18 protein-coding genes and 2 tRNA genes are annotated in these 25,885 nt (G+C 62.5%); 5 read left to right on the top strand and 15 right to left on the bottom strand.

Going from position 1 to position 25,885, the window contains the following annotated elements; genetic code table 11:
- Positions 1-35 precede the first annotated feature (35 nt).
- The 10 genes from FLM52_02665 to sdhC all read right to left on the bottom strand — a co-directional run bounded on the left by FLM52_02665 (position 36) and on the right by sdhC (position 12,738).
- Complete coding sequence (locus FLM52_02665) at positions 36-578, bottom strand: DUF302 domain-containing protein (protein NVN54706.1); 543 nt, start codon at positions 576-578, stop codon at positions 36-38.
- Between the two features lie 298 nt (positions 579-876).
- On the bottom strand, positions 877-1,749 hold the full coding sequence (gene sucD / locus FLM52_02660) for a succinate--CoA ligase subunit alpha (GenBank protein NVN54705.1): 873 nt from the start codon (positions 1,747-1,749) through the stop codon (positions 877-879).
- Complete coding sequence (sucC, locus tag FLM52_02655) at positions 1,749-2,915, bottom strand: ADP-forming succinate--CoA ligase subunit beta (GenBank protein NVN54704.1); 1,167 nt, start codon at positions 2,913-2,915, stop codon at positions 1,749-1,751. The genes sucD and sucC overlap by 1 nt, the downstream gene beginning before the upstream one ends.
- A gap of 108 nt (positions 2,916-3,023) precedes the next feature.
- Positions 3,024-4,463: a dihydrolipoyl dehydrogenase gene (lpdA, locus tag FLM52_02650; protein ID NVN54703.1), complete on the bottom strand. Its 1,440-nt coding sequence runs from the start codon at positions 4,461-4,463 to the stop codon at positions 3,024-3,026.
- Positions 4,464-4,576: 113 nt separating this feature from the next.
- Entirely contained in the window at positions 4,577-6,127 is a 1,551-nt protein-coding gene (odhB, locus tag FLM52_02645; GenBank protein ID NVN54702.1) for a 2-oxoglutarate dehydrogenase complex dihydrolipoyllysine-residue succinyltransferase, read from the bottom strand.
- Between the two features lie 51 nt (positions 6,128-6,178).
- Positions 6,179-9,013: a 2-oxoglutarate dehydrogenase E1 component gene (locus FLM52_02640; protein NVN54701.1), complete on the bottom strand. Its 2,835-nt coding sequence runs from the start codon at positions 9,011-9,013 to the stop codon at positions 6,179-6,181.
- 227 nt (positions 9,014-9,240) lie between these two features.
- Positions 9,241-9,945, bottom strand: coding sequence for a succinate dehydrogenase iron-sulfur subunit (locus FLM52_02635; protein ID NVN54700.1), 705 nt, complete (start codon positions 9,943-9,945; stop codon positions 9,241-9,243).
- 154 nt (positions 9,946-10,099) lie between these two features.
- Positions 10,100-11,872, bottom strand: a complete 1,773-nt coding sequence (locus FLM52_02630) for a succinate dehydrogenase flavoprotein subunit (GenBank protein NVN54699.1) — start codon at positions 11,870-11,872, stop codon at positions 10,100-10,102.
- A gap of 3 nt (positions 11,873-11,875) precedes the next feature.
- Positions 11,876-12,223 (bottom strand): succinate dehydrogenase, hydrophobic membrane anchor protein, encoded by a 348-nt coding sequence (sdhD, locus tag FLM52_02625; GenBank protein ID NVN54698.1) that lies wholly within the window; start codon positions 12,221-12,223, stop codon positions 11,876-11,878.
- Positions 12,217-12,738, bottom strand: a complete 522-nt coding sequence (sdhC, locus tag FLM52_02620; protein ID NVN54697.1) for a succinate dehydrogenase, cytochrome b556 subunit — start codon at positions 12,736-12,738, stop codon at positions 12,217-12,219. Before sdhC ends, sdhD begins: the two co-directional genes overlap by 7 nt.
- Before the next feature lie 247 nt (positions 12,739-12,985).
- Between sdhC and gltA the strand changes: the two genes are divergently transcribed.
- Positions 12,986-14,272 (top strand): citrate (Si)-synthase, encoded by a 1,287-nt coding sequence (gene gltA, locus FLM52_02615; protein NVN54696.1) that lies wholly within the window; start codon positions 12,986-12,988, stop codon positions 14,270-14,272.
- Between the two features lie 263 nt (positions 14,273-14,535).
- Positions 14,536-15,423 carry an NAD(P)-dependent oxidoreductase gene (locus FLM52_02610; protein ID NVN54695.1) on the top strand — a complete coding sequence of 296 codons (888 nt, stop codon included), beginning with the start codon at positions 14,536-14,538 and terminating at the stop codon, positions 15,421-15,423.
- Positions 15,424-15,953: 530 nt separating this feature from the next.
- Here FLM52_02610 and FLM52_02605 read toward each other — a convergent pair.
- The 3 genes from FLM52_02605 to FLM52_02595 form a co-directional block, all read right to left on the bottom strand.
- A tRNA-Glu gene (locus FLM52_02605) sits at positions 15,954-16,029 on the bottom strand.
- An 18-nt stretch (positions 16,030-16,047) separates the two neighbouring features.
- Positions 16,048-16,123, bottom strand: a tRNA-Ala gene (locus tag FLM52_02600).
- 169 nt (positions 16,124-16,292) lie between these two features.
- Positions 16,293-17,768, bottom strand: a complete 1,476-nt coding sequence (locus FLM52_02595; GenBank protein NVN54694.1) for a glutamate--tRNA ligase — start codon at positions 17,766-17,768, stop codon at positions 16,293-16,295.
- A 257-nt stretch (positions 17,769-18,025) separates the two neighbouring features.
- Here FLM52_02595 and cydD point away from each other — a divergent pair, with 257 nt between their 5' ends.
- The 3 genes from cydD to FLM52_02580 are packed head-to-tail and all read left to right on the top strand — an operon-like array spanning position 18,026 to position 22,579.
- A complete protein-coding gene (gene cydD / locus FLM52_02590; GenBank protein NVN54693.1) occupies positions 18,026-19,870 on the top strand; it encodes a thiol reductant ABC exporter subunit CydD in 1,845 nt (614 codons plus the stop codon).
- Positions 19,867-21,729, top strand: a complete 1,863-nt coding sequence (cydC, locus tag FLM52_02585) for a thiol reductant ABC exporter subunit CydC (GenBank protein ID NVN54692.1) — start codon at positions 19,867-19,869, stop codon at positions 21,727-21,729. Before cydD ends, cydC begins: the two co-directional genes overlap by 4 nt.
- Before the next feature lie 37 nt (positions 21,730-21,766).
- Entirely contained in the window at positions 21,767-22,579 is an 813-nt protein-coding gene (locus tag FLM52_02580; protein NVN54691.1) for an SDR family NAD(P)-dependent oxidoreductase, read from the top strand.
- A 19-nt stretch (positions 22,580-22,598) separates the two neighbouring features.
- Here the strand turns inward: FLM52_02580 and FLM52_02575 are convergent, their stop codons facing one another.
- Both FLM52_02575 and corA read right to left on the bottom strand, forming a co-directional pair.
- Positions 22,599-23,498 (bottom strand): LysR family transcriptional regulator, encoded by a 900-nt coding sequence (locus FLM52_02575; protein ID NVN54690.1) that lies wholly within the window; start codon positions 23,496-23,498, stop codon positions 22,599-22,601.
- A gap of 440 nt (positions 23,499-23,938) precedes the next feature.
- Complete coding sequence (corA, locus tag FLM52_02570; GenBank protein NVN54689.1) at positions 23,939-25,000, bottom strand: magnesium/cobalt transporter CorA; 1,062 nt, start codon at positions 24,998-25,000, stop codon at positions 23,939-23,941.
- Between the last annotated feature and the right edge of the window lie 885 nt (positions 25,001-25,885).

Raw genomic sequence — 25,885 nt, 5'->3', positions numbered from 1 at the left:
ACGATATCAGCATCGGCACGTGATAAGCGCTGCCTTCATTGACCCGCCGCTTCGGCGGCCAACCCCTTGAGCAGCCCGGCGGTCTTGTCCAGCGGCAGCTTGCAGTCGCCCAGATCATGACGATTGGCCATGTACTGGGGATCATTCCACTCGATCACGCTGCCGCCCTCCACGGCGCGAATCAGCATCTTCTGCGGCAAGTCCAGGGCGGCCGCCCCGTTGCACTGCATCAACAGGGTGCCCACCTTGGGATTGCCGAAGATGACGGTATGCGTCGCGGGCAGCTCCATGCCCACCTTCTTGGCTCCCGCTTCATGATCGATGACGCTGAACAGCGTCAGCCCCTTGGCCTCGAGAGCCGTCTCGAGACGCGCCTGGACGGAGGCGACATCATCACGACTGGTCACCGACTCGATGCCCTTGGCAGGTACCTGCATGCTCGCTGAAGCTTCAGGGGCGGAGGCTGCCGCCGCGCCGGAATCTGCACTGGCAGCCAGCGGCACGCCAGCAGCCAACGGCAGGGACAGCAGCGCCAGCAGGCGCGCGGAACGCGTGAGGGCTGGGAATGACTTGAGCATGGAACATCCTTATCAGTGAGTCGTGTTACGCCGTGGGGCATCTGCACGTGTCGCTTGGTCAGGTGCCAATGAACAGTCATCAGACTATCAATTGCTTGATATGAACGCACCTGCCCCGCCTGCATCAGCCGAAACACCTCGCCCCTCGCCCTACGTCACAGGCCGCTGGTAGACCCACTGACATGCATTCGGGAGCCACTATTGGGGGCCAGAAACAAAAAAAGGGCAGGCCCTGTGGGCCTGCCCTTTCGGTGACATGCGATCCGCTTGACGCCGATCGTGTCAGGAGATCAATGGCTTACCAGCCAGTGACTTCCTTGATGGCATCGCCGATCTGCGCGAGGGAACGCACAGTCTTGACGCCAGCCGCTTCCAGAGCCGCGAACTTCTCGTCGGCAGTACCCTTGCCGCCGGAGATGATGGCGCCTGCATGGCCCATGCGCTTGCCCGGAGGCGCAGTCACACCAGCGATGTAGGAGACGACCGGCTTGGTGACGTTCGCCTTGATGTAGGCAGCCGCTTCTTCTTCAGCAGAGCCGCCGATCTCGCCGATCATGACGATGGCTTCGGTCTTCGGGTCCTTCTCGAACATCTCGAGGATGTCGATGAAGTTGGAACCCGGGATCGGGTCGCCGCCGATACCGACACAGCTGGACTGACCGAAACCGTGGTCAGTGGTCTGCTTGACGGCTTCGTAGGTCAGGGTGCCAGAACGAGACACGATACCGACCTTGCCCGGCTGGTGGATGTGACCCGGCATGATACCGATCTTGCACTCACCCGGAGTGATGACACCCGGGCAGTTCGGACCGATGACGCGCGCGCCCAGCTCGTCGCACTTGACCTTGACTTCCAGCATGTCGAGAGTCGGCACGCCTTCGGTGATGCAGACGATCAGCTTGATGCCTGCATTGGCCGCTTCAAGGATGGAATCCTTGCAGAACGGTGCCGGCACGTAGATGACGGACGCTTCAGCGCCAGTCTCGGCAACGGCTTCGGCAACGGTGTTGAACACCGGCAGGCCCAGGTGAGTCTGACCACCCTTGCCCGGCGTCACGCCACCGACCATCTTGGTGCCGTAGGCGATGGCCTGTTCAGAGTGGAAGGTACCCTGGCCGCCAGTGAAGCCCTGGCAGATCACCTTGGTGTTCTTGTCGATCAAAATGCTCATTACTTGCCCTCCGCAGCTTTGACAACCTGCTGCGCCGCGTCAGTCAGGCTGGTAGCAGCGATGATGTTCAGACCGCTTTCGGCCAGCTTCTTGGCGCCGAGTTCAGCGTTGTTACCTTCCAGACGCACCACGACCGGCACGTTGACACCGACCTGCTCGACGGCGCCGATGATGCCTTCGGCGATCATGTCACAACGCACGATGCCGCCGAAGATGTTCACCAGAACAGCTTTGACGTTGTCGTCGGACAGGATGATCTTGAAGGCTTCTGCAACGCGTTCCTTGGTAGCACCGCCACCCACGTCGAGGAAGTTGGCCGGCTTGCCGCCAGACAGGTTGACGATGTCCATGGTGCCCATCGCCAGGCCTGCGCCGTTGACCATGCAGCCGATGTTGCCGTCGAGGGCAACGTAGTTCAGTTCGAACTGGGCAGCATGCGCTTCACGCTCGTCTTCCTGGGACGGATCGTGCATCGCCTGCAGGTCCGGGTGACGGTAGACGGCGTTGGCGTCGATGTTGATCTTGCCGTCGAGACAGTGGAGGTTGCCTTCGTCGGTGATGACCAGCGGGTTGATTTCCAGCAGCGCGAAATCCTTGTCGGCGAACATCTTCGCCAGACCCAGGAAGATCTTGGTGAACTGCTTGATCTGGGTCGGGTTCAGACCCAGCTTGAAGGCCAGTTCGCGCGCCTGGTACGGCTGTGCGCCGACCAGCGGATCGATCTCGGCTTTCAGGATCTTTTCCGGCGTCTCTTCAGCAACCTTCTCGATTTCCACGCCGCCTTCGGTGGAAGCCATGAAGACGATGCGACGAGTGGTGCGGTCAACGACGGCGCCCAGGTACAGCTCTTCGGCGATGTCGGTGCAGTTCTCGACGAGAATCTTGGTGACCGGCTGACCGTTTTCGTCAGTCTGGTAGGTCACCAGATTCTTGCCCAGCCACTGGGTCGCGAAGTCGGAAGCGGCCTGTGCGCTGTCGACCAGCTTGACGCCGCCAGCCTTGCCGCGGCCACCAGCGTGGACCTGTGCCTTGACGACCCACTTGTCGCCGCCAATCTTCTTGCACGCTTCAGCAGCGTCTTCCGGGGTGTCAACGGCAAAGCCCTTGGACACCGGCAGGCCATAGTCGGCAAAAAGTTGTTTTGCCTGATATTCGTGAAGGTTCATCGTGTCATGCCATTGGTTGCATTAGACTCGAACGGCAGTCGCAAGATGCCACTGCCACCGTTCGCCCCGGCCTGGCCGGGGCGACGCGCCTCTTGTTCGGAAGGACGCTTACTTGCGCTTCTTGCGGTTTGCGATGTGAATCGCATGCCCGTCAACGGCCAGCGCGGCTTCGTGCACGGCTTCCGACAGGGTCGGGTGAGCCGTGCAGATCAGTGCGAGGTCTTCGGCGCTTGCGCCGAACTCGAGGGCAGTCACACCCTGTGCGATCAGCTCACCGGCATGCTGGCCGATGATGTGAACGCCCAGGACGCGATCAGTCTCAGCGTCGGCAATGATCTTGGCCAGACCTTCAGTGGCATTGTTGGCCATGGCACGACCGCTTGCCGCGAACGGGAAGCTGCCGGTCTTGACTTCGATGCCTTCGGACTTGGCTTGCTGTTCGGTCTTGCCGACCCACGCCACTTCCGGGAAGGTGTAGATGATGCTCGGGATGGCGTCGTAGTTCATCTCGGCCTTGTGGCCGGCGATGATGTCGGCAACCATCACGCCCTCTTCGGAGGCCTTGTGCGCCAGCATCGGGCCACGCACCACGTCGCCGATGGCGTAGACGCCCGGCACGCTGGTCGCGCACTGGTCGTCGACGTGGATGAAGCCACGCTCGTCCAGATTGATACCCACATCGCTGTCGAGCAGGCTCTGGGTGTAAGGACGACGGCCAACCGCGACGATGACCTTGTCGAAGGTCTGTTCCTGTTCGCCGTTGGCGTCGGTGTACTTGACGACGACTTCGCTGTCCTTGATGTCGGAACCGGTCACACGGGCGCCGAGCTTGATGTCCAGACCCTGCTTCTTGAGCAGCTTCTGGGCTTCCTTGGCGACGGCCGCATCGACCATCGGCAGGAAGCTGTCGACGGCTTCCAGCACGGTGACTTCAGAACCGCAACGGCTCCAGACACTGCCGAGCTCGAGACCGATGACACCGGCACCGATGACACCCAGACGCTTCGGCGCTTCCTCGAACTCGAGCGCGCCGGTGGAATCGACGATCAGACCTTCGGTCAGCGGCGTCGGCGGAATCTCGACCGGCACGGAACCGGACGCGATGACGATGTTCTCGGCTTCGTAGGTGGTCTTGCCACCGTCGTGATCGGTCACTTCGACCTGCTTGTTGGGAAGCACCTTGCCGGTACCTTCCAGCGCGGTGACACCGTTGGCCTTGAACAGACCGGAGATACCGCCGGTCAGGTTCTTCACGATCTGCGCCTTGCGCTCGATCATCTTGGCCACGTCGATCTCGACGCCGTCGGCCTTGATGCCCAGTTCGGCAAACTCATCACGCGCTTCGACGTACTTGTGCGAGGTTTCCAGCAATGCCTTGGACGGAATGCAGCCGACGTTCAGGCAGGTACCGCCGTGAACGACCTTGCCTTCCTTGTTGACCCACTTCTCGACGCAGGCGGTCTTCAGACCCAGCTGAGCAGCGCGGATGGCGGCGACATAGCCACCAGGGCCAGCGCCAATGACGATCACATCAAATTTATCGGCCATGTCTCTTCCTGTTGGTGCAGTTCGATTCGGGTTGGCAACCCGGCGAGTGTCAGTGCCACTCGCCGGGGCCGCTCACGGCCTCGAGATCCTCAAGGCCGTGAGACATTGCGGTCTCAGACGTCGAGCAGGAAACGAGCCGGATCTTCCAGCAGGTCCTTGATGGCGACGAGGAACTGGACTGCATCCTTGCCATCGATCATGCGGTGATCGTAGGACAGTGCCAGATACATCATCGGACGGATGACGACCTGACCGTTCACGGCCATCGGACGCTCCTGGATCTTGTGCATGCCCAGAATGGCGGTCTGCGGCGGATTCAGGATCGGGGTGGACATCAGGGAACCGAAGATGCCGCCGTTGGTGATCGTGAAGGTACCGCCCTGCATCTCATCGATGCCCAGCTTGCCGGCGCGGGCACGCTGGCCGAAGTCGACGATGGTCTTTTCGACATCGGCGAGCTTCATGCTATCGGTATCACGCAGCACCGGCACGACCAGACCGCGATCGGAAGACACGGCCACACCGATGTCCTGGTAACCGTGGTAGACGATGTCGGTGCCGTCGATGGAGGCATTGACGTCCGGGAAGCGCTTGAGCGCTTCGGTGGCCGCCTTGACGAAGAAGCCCATGAAGCCGAGCTTGGTGTCGTGCACCTTCTGGAAGGTGTCCTTGTACTGCTTGCGCAGCTCCATCACCGCACTCATGTCCACTTCGTTGTAAGTGGTGAGCATGGCGGCAGTCTGCTGGGCATTGACCAGACGCTTGGCGATGGTCTGACGCATGCGGCTCATCGGCACGCGCTTCTCGGGACGCTCACCCTCGAAGGCCGGAGCGGCCTTCGGTGCAGCAGCCTTGGGTGCGGCAGCCGGCTTGGCAGCGGACTTGGCCGCAGTGCCTTCCTTGACGGCCTTGGCCACGTCTTCCTTCAGCACGCGTCCGCCCTTGCCGGAACCGACCAGCTTGCTGACGTCCAGATCGTGCTCGGCCACCATCTTGCGCGCTGCCGGGGCGAGGATCTTGTCGCCGACCTTCTCGTCCTGACCTTCGTCAGAGCCGGACTTGTCGTCGCTTGCCTCAGCGGGCGGCGCGGCACCACCGGTAGCACCAGCGCTGAACAGCGCCAATACGGCTTCGGTCTCGCAGGTATCGCCTTCCTCGACCTTGATCTCGCTCAGGGCGCCGTCGGCCGGAGCCACGACTTCCAGCACGACCTTGTCGGTCTCGATCTCGACGATCAGCTCGTCGCGCTCGCAGGCTTCACCGACCTTCTTGTGCCAGGTGGCGACGGTGCCTTCGGCGACGGATTCCGGGAAGCTCGGCGCCTTGACTTCCAGCGTCTTGCCTTCGCCACCGGCGGCCGGCTTGCTGTCGGACTTGCTCTCTTCGGAAGCGGAGTCACCCTTGGTGTCAGCAGAGGCGGAAGCACCTGCCTCACCGATGGAGCCCAGCACCTGCTCGGACTCGCAGGTGTCACCTTCCTGAACCTTGATCTCGCCCAGGGTGCCGTCCTGCGGGGCGACGACTTCCAGCACGACCTTGTCGGTCTCGATCTCGACGATCAGCTCGTCACGCTCGACGCTGTCGCCGGGCTGCTTGTGCCAGGTCGCCACGGTGCCTTCGGCGACGGATTCCGGAAAAGACGGCGCTTTGATATCGATAGCCATTGGAGTTCCTTAACTCAATTCTCTCTCGGTGCCCTTGCGGGTCGCGAGCCTTTACTTGTTGAAGGCGTCGTCGACCAGCTGGCGCTGCTGCTCGTTATGAACGGACATGTAGCCCGCGGCAGGTGCCGCAGAGGCCGGGCGTCCGGCGAAGTCCAGGCTCATGCCAAGCCCCTGACGGTGCTGCTCAGCGACCTGACGCATATGGTGCTGACTCTGATACCAGGCACCCTGGTTGAGCGGCTCTTCCTGGCACCACATCACCTGCTCGAGATTCTCGTAGTCGGCGATGGCAGCCTGGAGCTCTTCCTTCGGGAAGGGATAGAGCTGCTCGACACGGATGATGGCAACATCTTCACGGCCCTGCTCGGCGCGATAGGCGGCCAGGTCATAGTAGACCTTGCCCGCACACAGCACGACGCGCTTGACCTTGGAAGCTTCCAGGTTGCCCTTGTCGGACAGCACCATCTCGAAGCGGCCATCGGCCAGCTCGTCGAGGGTGGAAGTCGCTTCCTTGTGACGCAGCAGAGACTTGGGTGACAGCACGACCAGCGGCTTGCGCAGCGAGCGGATGACCTGACGACGCAGCAGATGATAGATCTGCGCCGGCGTGGTCGGCATGCAGACCTGCATGTTGTGCTCGGCACACAGCTGAAGGTAACGCTCGAGGCGTGCGGAGCTGTGCTCCGGTCCCTGGCCCTCGTAGCCGTGCGGCAGCAGCATGGTCAGACCACACAGGCGGCCCCACTTGCTCTCGCCGGAAGAGATGAACTGGTCCATCACCACCTGGGCACCGTTGGCGAAGTCACCGAACTGGGCTTCCCACACCACCAGCGCATTCGGCATGGTGGTGGCGTAGCCATATTCGAAGGCCAGCACGGCTTCCTCGGAGAGGTAGGAATCATGGATGGTGAAGGTCGCCTGACCATCCTTGATGTGCTGCAGCGGCACGTAGGTATTGCCATCCTTCTGGTTATGCACCACCGCGTGACGGTGGGAGAAGGTGCCGCGACCTACGTCCTGACCGGTGATACGCACCGGATGGTCGGCACCGACCAGGGTGGCGTAGGCCAGTGTCTCGGCGAAGCCCCAGTTCAGCGGCATGCCACCAGCGGCCATCTTGCGACGGTCTTCATAGATCTTGTTGACCTGACGCTGGACCGAGACACCGTCCGGCACTTCGCACATCTTGTTGGCGAGCGCTTGCAGCTGCTTCATGTCCATCGAGGTATCGGCAACGCCGGTCCACTCATGACCCAGGTACGGCGTCCAGTCGACGAACAGGCCGGTATTCGGCTGTTTCACCAGGGCGTTGGCCACGTGATTGCCGGCATCGAGATCCGAACGGTACTGGTCGACCAGCTGCTTGGTCTCTTCCTCGCTGAGCACACCTTCCTCGACCAGACGTTGCGCATACTTCTCGCGAGCGGTCTTCTGGGACTTGATCTTGGCGTACATCAGCGGCTGGGTACCGGACGGCTCGTCGGCTTCGTTGTGACCGCGCTTGCGGTAACACACGAGGTCGATCACCACATCACGCTTGAACTGCTGGCGATAGTCGATGGCCACCTGGGCGGCGTGCAGCACGGCGTCCGGATCATCGCCATTGACGTGGATGATCGGCGCCTGAACCATCTTGGCGATGTCGGTGCAGTATTCGGTCGAGCGAGCGTCATCGGCACGCGAGGTGGTGAAGCCCACCTGGTTGTTGATGACGACATGCACGGTACCGCCCGTCTTGTAGGCACGGGTCTGCGACATCTGGAAGGTTTCCATGACCACGCCCTGACCGGCGAAGGCCGCGTCACCGTGGATGGAAATCGGCAGTACGCTGTCACCCTCGGCGTCTTCACGACGATCCTGACGGGCACGCACGGAGCCTTCCACCACCGGAGAGACGATCTCCAGGTGCGACGGGTTGAACGCCAGCGCCAGGTGGACTTCGCCGCCTGGGGTCATGACATTCGAGCTGAAGCCCTGGTGGTACTTCACGTCGCCGGAACCCTTGGCGATCTGCTTCTTGCCGTCGAATTCATCGATCAGCTCGGACGGGCTCTTGCCCAGCAGGTTGACCAGCAGGTTGAGACGGCCACGGTGGGCCATGCCGATCACGACTTCCTTGGTACCGTACTTGCCGCTGCGCTGGATCAGCTCATCCATCATCGGAATGAAGGATTCACCGCCTTCCAGACCAAAGCGCTTGGTGCCCGGGTACTTGCTGGCGAGATAGCTCTCGAGGCCTTCGGCGGCGGTCAGACGTTCCAGCACGTGATGACGGACATCGCGTGAGAAGTTCGGCTTGGAACGCACGGACTCGAAACGCTGTTGCAGCCAGCGCTTCTCTTCCGTGTTGACGATGTGCATGAACTCGGCGCCGATGCTGCGGCAGTAGGTCTGCTCCAGCGCGGCGTGGATTTCCTTGAGCGGTGCAACATCCTTGCCGAGGAACAGCGAGCCGGTCTGGAACTCGACGTCCATGTCAGCGGCGGACAGCTGATGGAAGGACAGCTCGAGGTCCGGTACCGGTGCCGGCTTGCGCAGACCGAGGGGGTCGATATCCGCCTTCTGGTGGCCACGGAAGCGGTAGGCGTTGATCAGCTGGAGAACACGAACCTGCTTCTTGTTCTCGCTGCTTTCGCCCGCAGAGACAGCCACCGGGCGGCGACTGTTGCGACCCATCTCGTAGAACTGATCACGGATCGGCGCTAGCGGAACATCCTGGGAGGGGCTGCCGTCATGACGCGGCAGAGTATCAAAGTAGTTGCGCCACTCGTCGGGAACCTCATTCGGGTCGACAAGATAACGCTCGTAGAGATCTTCTACGTAGTGGACATTCCCCCCGCTCATATGGGAAGTGCGCCACATCAACTCCATTGTGCCTTCTTGCATCTCTCGGTCACCCTGACTGATGGGGTGGGGTAGGCGCCTGACAAGCGCTGTCGGCGTCACTCGATTATGCCCTGTATGGCGAAACCATGGAGGCCTTCACCATCTGAGTCTTCTTTTATCGTCAAAAGCCGGTGCACAAGGCACCGGCTTCAGCAAGCTGTGCGCTGCGGCAAGGTGTGACACCCTGCCGCAGCTGACGTGCATCATAGCAAGCTAAGGCGCGGCTTTTAAGTGGCGTTTGCCAGCAAAAGCTCACGAATCTTGCCGATGGCACGTGTCGGGTTCAGACCCTTGGGGCAAACCGCGACACAATTCATGATTCCGCGACAACGGAATACGGCAAACGGATCGTCCAGCTCGCTCAGACGCTCCTTGGTGGCGGTGTCACGCGAGTCCGCCAGGAAGCGATAGGCCTGCAACAGACCGCTCGGACCGACGAACTTGTCCGGGTTCCACCAGAAGGACGGGCAGGCCGTGGAACAGCAGGCACACAGGATGCACTCGTAGAGACCGTCGAGCTTGTCACGGTCTTCCGGCGACTGCAGACGCTCGATGGCCGGCGCCGGCGTGTCGTTGAGCAGGTACGGCTGGATGCGCTCGTACTGCTTGTAGAACAGGCTCATGTCGACGACCAGGTCACGCACGACCGGCAGGCCCGGCAGCGGACGCAGCACCAGTTTGTTGTCCTTGACGACTTCGGACAGTGCAGTGACGCAGGTCAGGCCGTTCTTGCCGTTCATGTTCATGCCGTCCGAACCACAGACACCTTCACGGCAGCTGCGACGATAGGCCAGCGAGCTGTCCTGTTCCTTGAGCATTTCCATCACGTTCAACACCATCAGGTCACGACCCTGGGTGTCGACCTGAAACTCCTGCATGTACGGCGCAGTATCGGTTTCAGGGTTGTAGCGGTATATGGATACCTGAAGCATGGTTTCCCCTCCGGGCAAACGGGTCAGGTGCGTGCGGTGACCTGCACGCACCTCGATCACGGCGAACTCAAGCGAGCGTGAACTCGAGCGAGTGCGAACTTGGTCTGGAGAAACGTGCGCCCCTCGAAGCGGGACGCACGTGTCAGGTCCAGACTCAGTAGGTACGAATCTTCGGCTCGAAACGCTCGACGGTCTTCGGCGCGAAGTTCACGTCGCGCTTGCCGACACGCTTCTCGTTCGGGAAGAACAGGGAATGCTTGAGCCAGTTCTCGTCATCACGATCCGGGAAGTCGTAACGGGAGTGGGCACCACGGCTTTCCTTGCGGGTCAGGGCCGCGATGGCAGTGGCTTCCGCCACTTCCATCAGGTTGTCCAGCTCAAGGGCTTCGATACGTGCGGTATTGAAGACCTGGGACTTGTCGGCCAGACCCGCCTTGGCGATACGCTCACGCAGCTCGGCCAGTTGCTTGACGCCCTCTTCCATCTTGTCTTCCTGACGGAAGACGCCGAAGGAGTTCTGCATGATCTGCTGCAGTTCACGCTTGAGTTCCGGCACGGACTCACCGCTCTCGGACTCGTTCCAGCGGTTCAGGCGCACCAGGGCAGCATCGATGTCGCTCTGGGTCGGCTCGAGGTACTCGACACCTTCATTGAGCGCGCTCTCGATGTACTTGCCCGCGGCACGGCCGAAGACGACCAGATCCAGCAGCGAGTTGCCGCCCAGACGGTTGGCACCGTGCACGGACACGCAGGCCACTTCACCCACGGCATAGAGGCCGTTGACGATGCGATCGCTGCCGTCTTCGTTCTGTGCGATGGCCTGACCGTGCACGTTGGTGGCGATGCCGCCCATCATGTAGTGACAGGTCGGCACGACCGGGATCGGTGCATTGACCGGATCGACGTGCGCGAAGGTCTTGGACAGCTCGGAGATACCCGGCAGGCGCTTGTTGAGCACTTCCTCGCCCAGGTGGTCCAGCTTCAGGAAGACGTGGTCGCCATTCTCGCCACAGCCACGGCCTTCGAGGATTTCCATGACCATGGAGCGCGCGACGACGTCACGGCCCGCGAGGTCCTTGGCGTTCGGCGCATAACGCTCCATGAAGCGCTCGCCGTCCTTGTTGACCAGGTAGCCACCTTCACCACGGCAGCCTTCGGTGACCAGCACGCCTGCACCGTGGATGCCGGTCGGGTGGAACTGCCACATTTCCATGTCCTGGACCGGCAGGCCGGCGCGCAGCGCCATGCCGATACCGTCGCCGGTGTTGATCAGGGCATTGGTGGTGGAGGCGTAGATGCGGCCGGCACCGCCGGTAGCCAGAACGGTCGCCTTGGACTTCACGACCACGGTCTCGCCGGTCTCGATGCACAGGGCAATCACGCCGACGATATCGCCGTTGGCATTCTTGACCAGGTCGATGGCGTACCACTCGTCGAGGAAGACGGTGCCATTCTTCAGGTTGGCCTGATAGAGGGTGTGCAGCAGAGCGTGACCGGTACGGTCAGCCGCGGCGCAGGTGCGTGCCGCCTGGCCGCCCTTGCCGAAGTCCTTGGACTGACCACCGAACGGACGCTGATAGATGCGACCGTTGTCGAAGCGAGAGAACGGCAGACCCATGTGCTCGAGTTCGAAGACCGCCTTCGGGCCTTCGGTACACATGTATTCGGCGGCGTCCTGGTCGGCGATGTAGTCGCCGCCCTTGACGGTGTCATACATGTGCCAGCGCCAATCATCATTCGGATCAGCAGAAGCGATGGCACAGGTGATACCGCCCTGGGCAGAGACAGTGTGCGAACGGGTCGGGAAGACCTTGGACAGCACGGCGGTCTTCTTGCCGGACTGGGACAGCTCGAGGCCGGCACGCAGGCCAGAGCCGCCACCGCCGATGATGATCGCGTCGAATGTCAGGCTACGCATGGTGGACATGTATCAGGCTCCCCACAGGACTTGAACGCCCCAGACCAAGAAGATGAACAACGCAAGGATGACGAAGACCTGGAAACCGAAGCGCACTGCGGTCGGCTTCATGTAATCGGTCGCCACGGTCCACAGACCGATCCAGGCGTGTGCGGCAATCGAGATGAATGCCATCAGAGAGAAGATGCGCATTGCCGTGTTCTCGAACAGACCACTCCAGGTGGTGTAGTCGAGGTTCGGATGGAGCAGCAGATAGCCGACCATGAACACGGAATAGGCTGCCAGAATCACGGCAGAAACACGCTGCAGTACCCAGTCGGACAGACCGCTGCGGCTGAAATTGGTGATGTTGTTTACCATACCCAGACTCCCGCCAGGACTACGAGAACAGCACTGATCACGACAGTGACCTGCGCCTTGCGATTAGCACTTTCCAGTTCGACACCAATATCCATGTCCATCAACAGGTGCTTGATACCAGCCACGAAGTGGAAACCGAGGGCAGACAGCAGGCCCCAGGCCACGAGCTTGGCCAGGAAATTGGTTGCCAGAGCATCACGCACCGCCTCGAACCCTTCCGGGGAGGACAGCGAGGCATCGAGTGCCCACAGCGCAAATACCAGGCCCACGAACAGAATCACGCCGGTAATACGGTGGGTGATTGAAGTCAGCGCAGGGAGAGGGAACTTTATCGTCGTCAGATCGAGATTTACGGGTCGTTTGCTATTCACGGCTCTTACACACTCTCTTGGCCCAACACGGACGCAAGCCCGCAGGGGCGGTGGTTTGAGGAAGGGTCTCGGGCGCAGGCCATCCACGGTACCGAGCCGAATTTCCCGCCAGTCGCGCGACGGGGGATTATAGGGGTTGGCCATTGGCATGACAAATGACATGACGTCGCAGGGCCGCAACCACAGATTGCACAAAATGCAGTGAACAGGACGCGACCTGACACCACGGGATAGGCAAACGTCGGGGAACTCACGCACAACAGCATGGCGCGCGTCTCTACGCCGTGTGGCGAATTGACAATCCTTGGCGGGCTTCTATAGTGGGCGGGATTGATGCAAGCCCGGCATGGCAAGCAAGTCAAAGAGTTACGCGAATAATGAGGAGGTCGGCATGACTGACAAGAAAGCGACATTGACAGTAGACGGTATCGACAAGAGCATCGAGTTCCCGGTCTATTCCGGCACGCTCGGACAGGACGTCATCGACGTTCGCGGCCTGACCGCCGAAGGCATGTTCACGTATGACCCGGGCTTCGTCTCCACTGCCGCCTGCGAATCATCCATCACCTTCATCGATGGCCAGAAAGGCGTGCTACTGCATCGCGGCTACCCCATCGACCAGCTGGCCAAGAGCTCCAACTACATCGAGCTATGCTATCTGCTGCTGTTCGGAGAACTGCCGAGCGACGAGGAATACGACAAGTTCGCCCAGCTGATCAGCAACCACACCATGGTGCATGAGCAGATCGTCAACTTCTTCAAGGGCTTCCGTCGCGATGCCCACCCGATGGCGATCCTGTGCGGTGTCGTCGGTGGCCTGGCCGCCTTCTACCACGACAACCTGAACATCAACAACGAGAAGGAACGCTATGTCAGTGCGGTGCGCCTGATCGCCAAGATGCCGACCCTTGCGGCCATGTGCCACAAGTACAACATCGGCCAGCCCTTCATGTACCCGCGCAATGACCTCTCCTACGGCGAGAACTTCCTGTACATGATGTTCGGCAATCCGTGTGAGGAGTACAAGATCAACCCGGTGTTCGCCAAGGCGATGGACACCATCTTCATGCTGCACGCCGACCACGAGCAGAACGCCTCGACTTCCACAGTGCGCCTGGCCGGCTCCACCGGTGCCAACCCGTTCGCCTGCATCAGCGCCGGCATCGCGGCACTGTGGGGCCCGGCACACGGCGGTGCCAACGAAGCCGTACTCAACATGCTCGATGAAATCGGCGAGGATTCCGAAGAGAACATCCAGCGCTTCATCGACAAGGCCAAGGACAAGGATGACCCGTTCAAGCTGATGGGCTTCGGTCACCGCGTCTATCGCAACTTCGATCCGCGCGCCAAGGTCATGAAAGAGACCTGTGACGAAGTGCTGGAGCAGCTGGGCATGGCCGACGATCCGCAGCTCAAGATCGCCAAGCGTCTGGAGCAGATCGCCCTGGAAGACGAGTACTTCATCGAGCGCAAGCTGTACCCGAATGTCGACTTCTACTCCGGCATCATCCTCAAGGCGATCGGCATTCCGACCAACATGTTCACGGTCATCTTCGCCATGTCGCGCACCATCGGCTGGATTTCCCACTGGAACGAGATGATCGCCGGCGGCCACCGTATCGGCCGTCCGCGCCAGCTCTACACCGGCCACCCGCAGCGCGACTACCCGACCAAGTAACCAGTTGCCTGGCAACCAGGCAATATCGGGTCATCGACCTGCAGGACAGACCGCCTCTTCGGAGGCGGTTTTTTTTGGCCTGTCGCCTCTCATGCGCCCCCCCCCCTGTCGAGATGCAAGTCACAAAGCCGCCCCGCCCCGCCCCGAACGTGCTAGCGTGCTGATGTACCGGCTTCGTCACGCCCTGCAAGCACCGGCACGCCATGCGCCCCACCGCGAGCGGCGCAACCTCACACCTGATCGATGGCAAGGAGCCTTCCAGCATGTCAGAGACACACACCACGCCACGTACCGCCGCCTTCATCGGACTCGGGGTCATGGGTCACCCCATGGCCGGCCATCTGAAACGCGCAGGCCTTGAGGTGCGGGTCTACAACCGCACAGGTGCACGCGCCGAGCAGTGGAGCGAGGAGTACGGCGGCAGCCATCACGCCACCCCGCGAGAAGCCGCCGAGGGCGCCGATATCGTGCTGATGTGCGTGGGCAATGATGATGACGTGCGCAGCGTCACCTACGGCGACGACGGCGTGCTGGCCGGCATGGCGAGCGGCAGCCTGCTGGTGGACCACACTACCGCCAGTGCCGACCTGGCACGCGAGCTGGCCGCCGCCGCGGGCGAGGCCGGCATCGGATTCGTCGACGCACCGGTCTCCGGCGGCCAGCAAGGCGCCGTGAATGGCGTGCTGACCATCATGTGTGGCGGCAGCGAGGCGGATTACGCACGTGCCGAGCCGGTGCTGACGCACTACGGTCGCATGGTGAAGCGCATCGGCGAGACCGGTGCCGGCCAGACCACCAAGATGGTCAACCAGATCTGCATTGCCGGGCTGGTGCAGGCACTTTCCGAGGGCCTGCACTTCGCCGAGCAGGCAGGACTGGATCGCGAGGCGGTGATCGAGGTGATCTCCAAGGGCGCCGCTGGCTCGTGGCAGATGGAAAATCGTCACTCCACCATGATCAAGGACGAGTACGATCACGGCTTTGCCGTCGACTGGATGCGCAAGGACCTCGACATCTGTCTGGCGGAAGCACGCCGCATCGATGCCAGCCTGCCGGTGACGGCGCTGGTCGATCAGTTCTATGCCGACGTGCAGGCCATGGGCGGCAATCGCTGGGACACCTCCTCGCTGCTCAAGCGCCTCTCCAGATGAAGCGGCCTTGAACTCAAGCGAGTGAGCCGAACCGCATCACACGGCCTCGCACTGAAAACGCCTCATTCCAACGCCATATGGACGCGGGAATGAGGCGTTTTTTCGTGCCGCAGCGCAACATCCCAGACAGCAGCGGCGCTCGGCATGCTTTTCCACACTATCTGTGGATAACCTCGTTGATAACCCCTAGACAAGCGCAGCGAACCAGCATGACAGCGGGCTTACCAACAGATTGCACAAAATTTAACCAGCACATAAGCCATTGATATAAAAGAAATTTTTGGTAGCACGACGTAAGCGCCAGCCGCAGGGGCCGCACTTTGGGAGGAGATGCAGGGGGAGATGTGACAGCGCGCGAACAGTGGACAAGACACGAGGTCTGTCAAGGGCGACTTGGGGATAACATGCTTTTCTGCCGACACACAGGCTGTGCATAAGCCAGAATCAGGGACAAAAAAAACACACCCCTTAAGGTGTGCTTTTTTGTTGACTTCACGAGACCTGAAAGGTGGCTCGAGATGTCGAAAGAGTGGCGTCCCATAGGGGGTTCGAACCCCTGTTACCGCCGTGAAAGGGCGGTGTCCTGGACCACTAGACGAATGGGACGCAGTCGCTTGAGAAACTTGGTGGAGCCTAGCGGGATCGAACCGCTGACCTCAACACTGCCAGTGTTGCGCTCTCCCAGCTGAGCTAAGGCCCCGTCTCTCAAGAACGAGGCGTATCTTACTGATAACCCTCGGGGTCGTCAACTTCTTTTTCACACAATTCGCCTCTCGCGCCTTTTCGGCGCATGGCCCCCATGACGTCATTCATTATGGAGGCCATCATCAGCGCGACGCGCCCGTCGGGAGCGCGGTCACGGACTGCGCTCAGAGGTCACGATATTCCTTCTCGAAACGCTTGGCCGCCTTCTTGGAGACGCCACCCAGCACGGCCACGGCGTGGCGCAGACGCGCGCGCGTCATGTCGGAGCCCAGAATGACCATCGCGTCCATCACCGAGGTAGAGGTCGCCGAGCCGGTCACCGCCACGAATACCGGCGCCAGGAAGTCCTTCATCTTGAGCCCGAAGTGCTCGGAGAGCAGCTTCACTTCCGCCAGCAGATGCTCCTTGTCCCAGCGGCTCACGGCTTCAAGCTTCCAGGTCAGGAACTGCATCTGACGCACCAGGTCTTCGCCTTCCAGCTTCGCCTTGGCGAAGTCGTCCGGCGTGATGGCCGGCAGACCCGAGAAGAAGTGCCCCGCCAGCGGAATCGCCTCGGACAGCGTCTCGATGCGCGGCTTCACTTCCGGCAGGATCTGCTTGACGTAGGACTCGTTGAAGGCCCACTGACGCAGCTCGCTCAGCAGCTCATCCTCGGACAGATCGCGGATATAGAGACCGTTCAGCCAGCTGAGCTTCTCGACATCGAACACCGGACCACCCAGCGAGACACGCTGGATATCGAAATGCTCCTGCATCTCGCTCAGGGTGAACTTCTCGCGCTCGTCCGGCATGGACCAGCCCAGACGACCGAGATAGTTGATCACCGCCGCCGGCAGGTAACCCATGCGACGGTAGTAGAGGATCGACGTCGGGTTCTTGCGCTTGGACAGCTTGGTCTTGTCCGGATTGCGCAGCAGCGGCATGTGGCACAGTTCCGGCATCTGCCAGCCGAAGTATTCATACAGCAGCTGATGCTTGGGCGCCGAGTTGATCCACTCCTCGCCACGCATCACGTGGGTGATCTCCATCAGGTGATCATCCACCACGTTGGCCAGGTGGTAGGTCGGCATGCCGTCGGACTTGAGCAGGATCTGCGCATCGACCTGGGCCCAGTCGACCTCGATCTCGCCACGCAGCATGTCCTTGACCACACAGGTGCCGCTTTCCGGCACGTTCATGCGGATGACGAAGGGCGCGCCCGCCGCTTCACGACGCGCCACTTCTTCTGCCGGCAGCGCGAGGTCGGACGGCTTGAGCGCCATGTGCAGACCTTCGGCCTTGCGCGACTCGCGCAGCTCATCCAGCTCTTCACTGGTGCGATAGCACTTGAAGGCGTGGCCGGCATCGATCAGCTGCTGGCAGTGTGTGGCATAGATGTCGCCACGCTCACTCTGACGGTACGGGCCGTGCGGACCGCCGACATCCGGGCCTTCGGCCCATTCGATGCCCAGCCAGCGCAGCGAGTCGAGGATCATCTGCTCGGATTCGCCGGTGGAACGCGTCTGATCGGTATCCTCGATGCGCAGAATGAACTCGCCACCGTGCTGACGAGCGAAGCACTGGTTGAACAGGGCGATGTAGGCGGTGCCGACGTGGGGATCACCAGTCGGCGACGGTGCGATGCGCGTACGAACGGTCATGTGGAGTCCAGTAGTTCGAGAAGAGAGGGCAACAAGCGTCTCGGCAATGACTGACTGCCGGGGCGTGAAATCACGCTGCTGTCTCAGCAGCGAGTGCTGGGGCATATTATACGCAAGGTGAAGATGTGCGACAGTGCGTCGCCGTGTACCAACGCTCTCTCGGCGGTAAGCTTGCGCCAGATGCGTCATTCTCTGCCTTGAGACGTGACGCCAGCGCTTCCCTGCAACTATCTCTGCCACCACCGGCAGGAGCATGAATGCCCCGAACTGCCGCTGCACCCGATGTTTCACCCTCCCCCACCGATGCCACTGCCTCGGCAGAATTCGTGCCACGCCGCTGGCTGGAGACACTGGCACGTGCCGGTGGCCACTGGCCCCAGCTCGCCATCCTGTGCGCCCTGCTCTCGACACTGGTGCTGCTCGCCCAGGCCTGGGCCATCGCCCGCCTGGCCCAGGGCGTCGCGATCGACCGCGAAGGCCTGGCGACACTGTGGCCGGCCATCGCGGTACTCGCCGCCAGTCTCTCGCTGCGCGGCGCGCTCACTGGCCTGCGTGGCTATGCCGGCACCCGCGCCAGCCAGCAGATCCGCCGTCGCCTGCGCGAGCGCCTGCTGCAGCGCTTCGCCGAACTCGGCCCGCTGTGGGTGCGTCGCCAGCATCGCGCAAGCCTGGCCAACCGCGCCTGGGACCAGGTCGAGTCACTGCACGGCTACTACGCCGACTTCCGCCCACAGACACGCCTCGCGGGGCTGATTCCGCTGATGCTGCTGTGTGTGGTGTTTCCGCTCAACTGGGCGGCCGGCCTGATTCTCGCCACCACCGCACCACTGGTGCCGATCTTCATGATTCTGGTCGGCATCGCGGCGCGCAAGCGCTCGCAGGAGCAGTTCCGGGAGATGGACCGCATGGGCCGTCACTTCATGGACCTGCTCACCGGTCTCAAGACCCTCAAGCTATTCGGCAGCGCCAGGCGCGGCCCCCAGGTCGAGGCGGTCAGCCATGCCTTTCGCAAGCGCACCATGCGCGTACTGCGCCTGGCCTTCCTGTCCTCCACGGTGCTGGAATTCTTCACCGCGGTGTCCATCGCGCTGCTGGCGGTCTACCTCGGCTTCCATTTCCTCGGCCACCTGCAATTCGGCACCTGGGGCGACTCACCGCTGACCCTGCAGACCGCACTCTTCATTCTGGTGCTGGCGCCCGAGTTCTATCAGCCGCTGCGCGAGCTGGGCGTGCACTATCACGCCAAGGCCGAGGCCGAGGCTGCCGCCAGTGATCTCGCCCCCATCGTCGGCAGTGCCCCCTTCACCCAGGAGGCGGATGGCGAGGCTGCCACACAGACGCACAATGCCAACAGCGACCTGCCCGCGGCGCGCCCTCAGACCCGCAAGCTGCACTCGCTGATGCTGGAAGAGGTCTGTGTGCGCTATCCCAATCAATGGACCCGCCAGACCAGCACGCTGACTCCACCGGCACTCGGCCCGCTGACCCTGCGGATCACCCAGGGCGAACGCGTCGCGCTGACCGGTGCCTCCGGCTCCGGCAAGTCGACGCTGCTCAATCTGCTGCTCGGCTTCGTCGAGGCCAGCGACGGCCTGCTGTATCTCAATGGCCATCCGCTGAGCCACGGCCTGCCGCCGGGCATGGCGACCTGGGTCGGTCAGGAGACGGTGGTGCTGTCCGGCACGCTGGCCGACAACCTGCGTCTGGCCAGGCCTCACGCCAGCGACACCCAACTCGAAGCGGCGCTGGACAATGCCGACCTGCTTGACTGGTACCAGCAGCTGCCGCGAGGGCTCGAGACGCGCCTTGGCGAGGGCGGTCAGGCGCTGTCCGGCGGCCAGGCACGCCGCCTGTCACTGGCCCGCGCATTCTTGCATGACGCGCCACTGGTGCTGCTGGATGAACCCACCGCCAGCCTGGACGCCGACAGCGAAGCGCGCGTGATCGCCGCGCTCAAGCGTCTCGGCGAGGGCCGCACCCTGCTGTTGCTGACCCACCGACCAGAGCTGCTGACGCTGTGCCAGCGCCTGATTCACCTCGACGATGGCCAGCTGGTGCAGGACCGCCCGCTCCCCCTCCCGACGCCGCGAGGTGACGCATGAGCCGCGCCATCTGCAAGTCCGCGCCTGACACGCCCGCGGCCGTCACAGCCAGCGAGCCAGCACTAGGTGAAGCGTATAGCGAACAGCGCCCACGTCTGCGCGAACTGACGCCCTATCTGGCCTTGATGCGCGAGCATCGTGGCTGGCTGGGCATCGGCGCACTGCTGGCGCTGATCACTCTGCTGGCGGCCACCGGCCTGTTGGCACTGTCGGGCTGGTTTCTCTCCGCCACCGCCGTGGCCGGCTTGAGCGTCGCTGCCACCCAGGCCTTCAACTTCTTCACCCCGGCGGCAGGTGTGCGCGGTCTGGCACTGGCGCGCACCGCCGGACGCTATGGCGAGCGTCTCACCACCCACGAAGGCACGCTGCGTCTGCTGGCGAGCCTGCGCCGTCGCCTGTTCGAGGCCATCGAGCCGCTCTCCCCCGCCGCCCTGCAGCATGCCGGCCAGGGCGAGCTGATGACCCGCCTGGGCGCGGATGTCGACGCCCTCGACAGCCTCTACGTGCGCGTGTTGATTCCCTCGCTGGTGGCGGTCTGCGCCATCCTCGCCGCCGGCACGCTGATCGGCATCTTCGCGCCGACACTGGCGCTGGTCGCAGTGATCGGGCTGGTGCTGACCGGCGGACTGGTGCCGTGGCTGGCCTGGTGGCGTGGTAGCCGTGACGCCATGCGTCACCAATCCTCGGCCAGCCGCCTGCGCGCACGCCTGCTGGAGCGCCTGCAGGGACTGGGCGAGCTGGTGATCTATGATCGCTGGAATGAAGAGCTTGAGCGCCTGGCCGAGCAACAGGCCGAGCGGGACCGCATCGAGCGCACCCAGGCACGCCGTCAGGCACTGGCCAGCTGGCTGAGTCACAGTCTGCTGGGGCTGACGCTGGCCGGGGTCGCCCTGCTCGGCGTCATGCAGATGGCGCCATATGCGAACGACGACATCACGACGCATTCTGGCGAGCTGCTCGATGGTCGTCTGCTGGCGCTGTTCCTGCTGGCGGTACTCGGCGCCTTCGAGGCACTGGCGCCACTGCCGCTGGCCTGGCAGGGTCTCGGTCGCTGTCTGTCGGCGGCCGCGCGCCTCAACCGCGTGCAGGCCAATACGCCGGCGGCCCAGTTCCCCAGTGACTCCGAGGCTGCCACGCCGGTGGGACACGCCTTGGAGATCGAGCAGCTGAGCGTCACCCACGGCGACACGCCGGTGCTTGAAGAGCTGTCACTGACACTGGCCGCAGGCGAGCATCTGGCACTGCTCGGCCCGTCCGGCAGCGGCAAGAGCACCCTGCTGGACGTGCTCAGTCGCTTCCATGCCCCCAGTGCCGGACAGATCACGCTGGGTGGCGTGGCGCTGGACTCGCTCGACGAGGCCACGCTGCGTGCAAGCTTCGCGGTCTGCCCGCAGGACACGCACCTGTTCTGTGCCAGCTACGCCGACAACCTGCGCCTGGCCGCTCCCGAGGCCAGCGATAAGTCACTGACGCGCATGCTGGAAAGCCTTGGCCTCGGCGACTGGCTGGCCCGCCAGCCACAGGGACTGGCCGGCTTCCCGGATGAAGGGGGACGTTCATTGTCCGGTGGCCAGCTGCGCCGCTTCGGCGTGGCACGCGCACTGCTGTCACCGGCGCCGATCGTGCTGCTCGATGAGCCCTGCGAAGGACTGGACCGCACCAGCGCCGAGCAGGTGATGAGCGCGATTCTCGCCGCCTGCGAGGGCCGCAGCCTGATCATGATCACTCATCAGCCGCTGGGGCTGGAGCGCTTTGCGCGTCTGGCGCTGCTGGAAGCGGGCCGACTGCAGGAAGACACCACCCCGACCACACTGAGCCGCGATTCCCGCCTCGCCAGGCTGATGGAGCGCACTGCCTGACGATAATCCTGTTCAGCCACTACAGAGGGAGACATATATGGTAGACAGCAGACTGGAAGATCAGCCATTGGCGGCGGACACCTTCGCGCGCCTGCCACGGGGCTTCTGCGCACTGGTCACCGGCGCCAGCGGCGGGATCGGGCGGGCGCTGATCGATGAGCTGCTCGCCCATCCGCACTGTGGAAAAGTGCTGGCGGTGAGTCGCGATGTCTCATGCCTTTCGACGCATCCCGAGCTCGAGACGCTGGAGGCCGACCTGACCACCGAGCAAGGCACCGCACGCCTTGAGAAGTGGCTGGCACAGCAACTGGATGGCGAGAGCGAGACGGGGCAGCCACCGGCGCTGATACTCAACGCGCTGGGCCTGCTGCATGACGAGCGCGAGCAGCTATGGCCGGAGAAGCGTCTGGAAGACTTGAGTCTGGCGGCCCTGACGCGTCTGCATCAGGTCAATGCCTTCGCCCCGGCCCTGCTGCTGGGGATGCTGGCGCCACGTCTGCGCCGACGCACGCCAGTGATCTTCGCCTCGCTGTCGGCGCGGGTCGGCTCGATCTCCGACAACCGCAGCGGCGGCTGGTATGCCTATCGCGCCAGCAAGGCCAGCCACAACATGCTGCTCAAGACCGCCGCCATCGAGATCGCACGGCGCAATCCCGAGGCGCTGCTGGTCGCGCTGCATCCCGGCACCACCGACACCGGCCTGTCGACTCCCTTCCAGTCCCGCGTGCCCGAGGGCAAGTTATTCACGACGGGCTTCGTGGCGCGCCGTCTGCTGCGCGTCGCCTGCGAACTCTCGCCCACCGCCAGCGGCGGCTTCTACGACTGGGCCGGCCAGGCCATCGAGTGGTAACCCTCTCGGTAGAGGCGACTCAGAGCTGCAGATGCTCCTGAAACCACTCGGTGATGAAGTCGAGGTAGGCGCGGGTCTTGTCAGGCAGGTACTTGCGTGAACGGAACAGCACCACCATCGAGCCATGCTCGTTCCAGTAGGGCTGCAGCAGCGGCACCAGTTCACCGCTTTCCACTGCCGCGCGGGCCGAGAAGGTCGGCAGGTAGGCGAGACCGAAGCCGGCCTTGGCCGCCTCCACCACGCCGAGCAGATTGTTGATCACCAGCCGCGACTCCGGCTCCACATCGAAGGGCTGACCATTGAGCGTGAAGCGCCAATGCGCCCCCAGGTCGTAATTGCCGTAGAAGATGGTATCGAAGGCGCGGATGTCCTGGGGCTGCACCGGCGGTGAATTGACGCGCGCCAGGTAATCCGGTGCGGCGTACAGGCCGTAGACCACCTTGCACAGCGGCCGCGAGACCATCGAGGAATCCGGCAGCGGCCCCATGCGAATCGCCAGGTCCACCGACTCATCGATGGGCTCGAAGCGCTGATCCTCGAGCAGAATCTCGACGCTGACATCCGGGTAGCGACGCATGAAGGCGGTGGTCGGCGCGGCCAGATACATGAAGCCGAACGACACCTGTGCCGAGACCTTGAGCTGGCCCATCGGCTGCGAGGTCACGGACTGTACGCGGGCCTCGGCGGATTCCAGCTCCTCGCGGATGCGCAGGCCGTGCTCGTAGTAGATGCGCCCCGCCTCGGTGAGATGCAGCTTGCGGGTCGAGCGATTGATCAGGCTGACGCCCAGCTGCTCTTCCAGTGCCGCCACCCGCTTGGACGCCAGCGACTTGGAAATTCCCAGTCGGCGCGCCGCCGCAGTGAAACTGGCCGCGCGCACGACTTCGACGAAGACGCGCAATGCATCAAGTGTCGCCATGTGTCTCCCTTTCCCTCGCTCTGCAACCGCCATGGCCCTCCGGACACGGCCAGACACCCCATCAATCTCTCAGGTTTCCATATTGGAAACCCTAGTTTTCAATTGTACGCGCTTATTCTCCAAAGCGCGGCACCCTATACTGTGCGCCACGAACATGCGGGAGCAGGCGCGCCGCGGCATCGGCCGCCTGCTTCCGGACTAGACCGAAGACGGCCGGGCCTGCGTGGCGCAGCCCGACCGTCCAGGTTCGCGCTCAGGTAGTTGCACTGCTCATCCCACCGATTCCCGGTGACTGGTCTGCATGGCGACGCCCCCACGCGCGGTTTCGCTGTCGGCCCATCCTGGGCCTCGGTGGCGATCTTCAGTGTTGTAATGCAAGTTTCTTGTGCGCCTGGCCGTCTCACGACGCCAGGCGCTTTTTTATGCCTGTCTTCAGCAACTTACAGCCACTTCTTCCACTTGAAGAACAGATAGGTCGAGAGCGCCGATACCCCCATCAGGCACAGCGCGAAGGGATAGCCCCAGTTCTCGTCCAGCTCCGGCATCCAGTGGAAGTTCATGCCGTAGATGCTGGCGATCAAGGTCGGCGGCATGAAGACTACCGCCGCCACCGAGAAGATCTTGATGATGCGGCTCTGATCGAGGTTGGTGAAACCGATCGAGGCATCGAGCAGGAAGTTGACCTTGTCGAAGATGAAGGTGGTGTGCGGATTGAGCGAGTCGATGTCGCGCAACATGTCGCGAATCTCCTGACGTCGCGATTTCTGACGTGGCGCCGAGGGCAGATGGCGCGTCAGCTGACGCAGCAGGCGCTGGCTGTCCAGCAGCGACTGGCGCACCTTGTCGTTGTAGCGCTCCTGCAACAGGATGCCGTGCAGGGTGTCTTCCAGCGCCTCGGGGTGCACCGCCTGCTTGCCCAACGCCTCCAGGGCCCGGTAGATATCCTCGATCTCATCGGCCAGGTAATCGACCTTCATCGCCAGCAGCGCCAACAGCACTTCCCAGCCATCCTCCGGGCTCAGTCGCTGGCGACGCAGGTGATTGCGGAACAGCCGCAGCAGGCCGATATCCTCGTGGCGCATGCTGATCAACTGGCGCCCATGCAGATGGAAGGCGACGTTGGCCGTCTGTGGCTCGCGCCCCTTGCGATGCGGAAACAGCGAGACGACGTGGATGCCATCGCCTTCCAGATAGAAGCGCGACGACGACTCGATCTCCTCCAGCTCCTCGACATCAGGCAGCTCTACCGTGAACTGTTCGCTCACCCAGCGCTTTTCCTGCTCATCCGGCTCACAGAGATCGATCCACAGCACATCGCTACGCACCAGAATCGGTGGCGCCAGCTCGTCATCGGCCAGCAACCCGGCATGCAGGGCTGCCGCCTCTTCAGCGCTATCCGCCAGGCGCGGCGGCGTATCGGGCTGGCCGGGCTGCGGGTCGGGCAACACGATATGTTCACCGCGCAGGCGCCCATCATCGTGCAGTCGATAGAGTGTGATCATGATGACTTCCTCGGAAAGCCCCGCGGGTCGCGCCCGTGCTCTGACTGATGACAATGATTGACCGCAATGGCCAACCCTCTGAAAAGGCAGCGGAACCCGGGCACCTTGGCGGCGTGGGAATAGGATGTCGTCATTCTAAACGAGATGGCGCGCCAGCGGAGGCAGAGCGACGGGGCGCACCAAGCGTAGATGAGGAGGCAAGCGGGAGAGCGACGGAAGGAAGATCGAGGTAAATCGCCAGAGAAGTGCCAGACACGAAATGGAGAAGCGCCAGACATGAAAAAAGGCGACCCGTGAGAGTCGCCCTAAGACCGTGACTAGCTTGATGAGGAGAAACCCGAACAGGGGCCTGACTCCGCTGTTCTGGCTACCGCATTCCATGGCGGGAAGCGATGAATCCAGATTATGCTCTCCGGCTGACGCCGTCAATACTAATGAGAAATATTTTCATTAACATTGAGTCAGCGTTTATCTCACGCGCCGCTGGCCTCCCCTCACCGGCTGACGTATCATGGCGCCAGAATATCAAGGTCGTGACTGGCCTGATGAGACGCTTGCCAGGGACCTGACATCCAAATCTGGTGAGCACGAAGCACCGCTCGACTCGCAAGCCTTCCTCCCTGTCATTGGCAGACGGAAAGCGAATGACTCGAGAAGCGCTTCCGGACGCCTCCCTCGTGCAAGCGAAGGAGGCGTCTTTTTTTGCGCATAAAAAAGCGGCCCACCCCGTAGGATGAGCCGCTGGCAAGGACCGTAAAACTGTCTGATGAGAAGCCTCCCGGACAGGGGCCTGACTCCGCTGGCCGGGACACCGCTACCCATGGCGGGGAAGCGATGACCCCAGAATATGACCCGCGGACTCAGACGTCAATACTAATGAGAAAT

The sequence above is a fragment of the bacterium Scap17 genome (genome assembly GCA_013376735.1).
In the GTDB taxonomy this organism is placed as follows: domain Bacteria; phylum Pseudomonadota; class Gammaproteobacteria; order Pseudomonadales; family Halomonadaceae; genus Cobetia.
The sequence above is the reverse complement of the archived record's forward strand: the minus strand, read 5'-3'. Positions and strand labels throughout refer to the sequence as shown.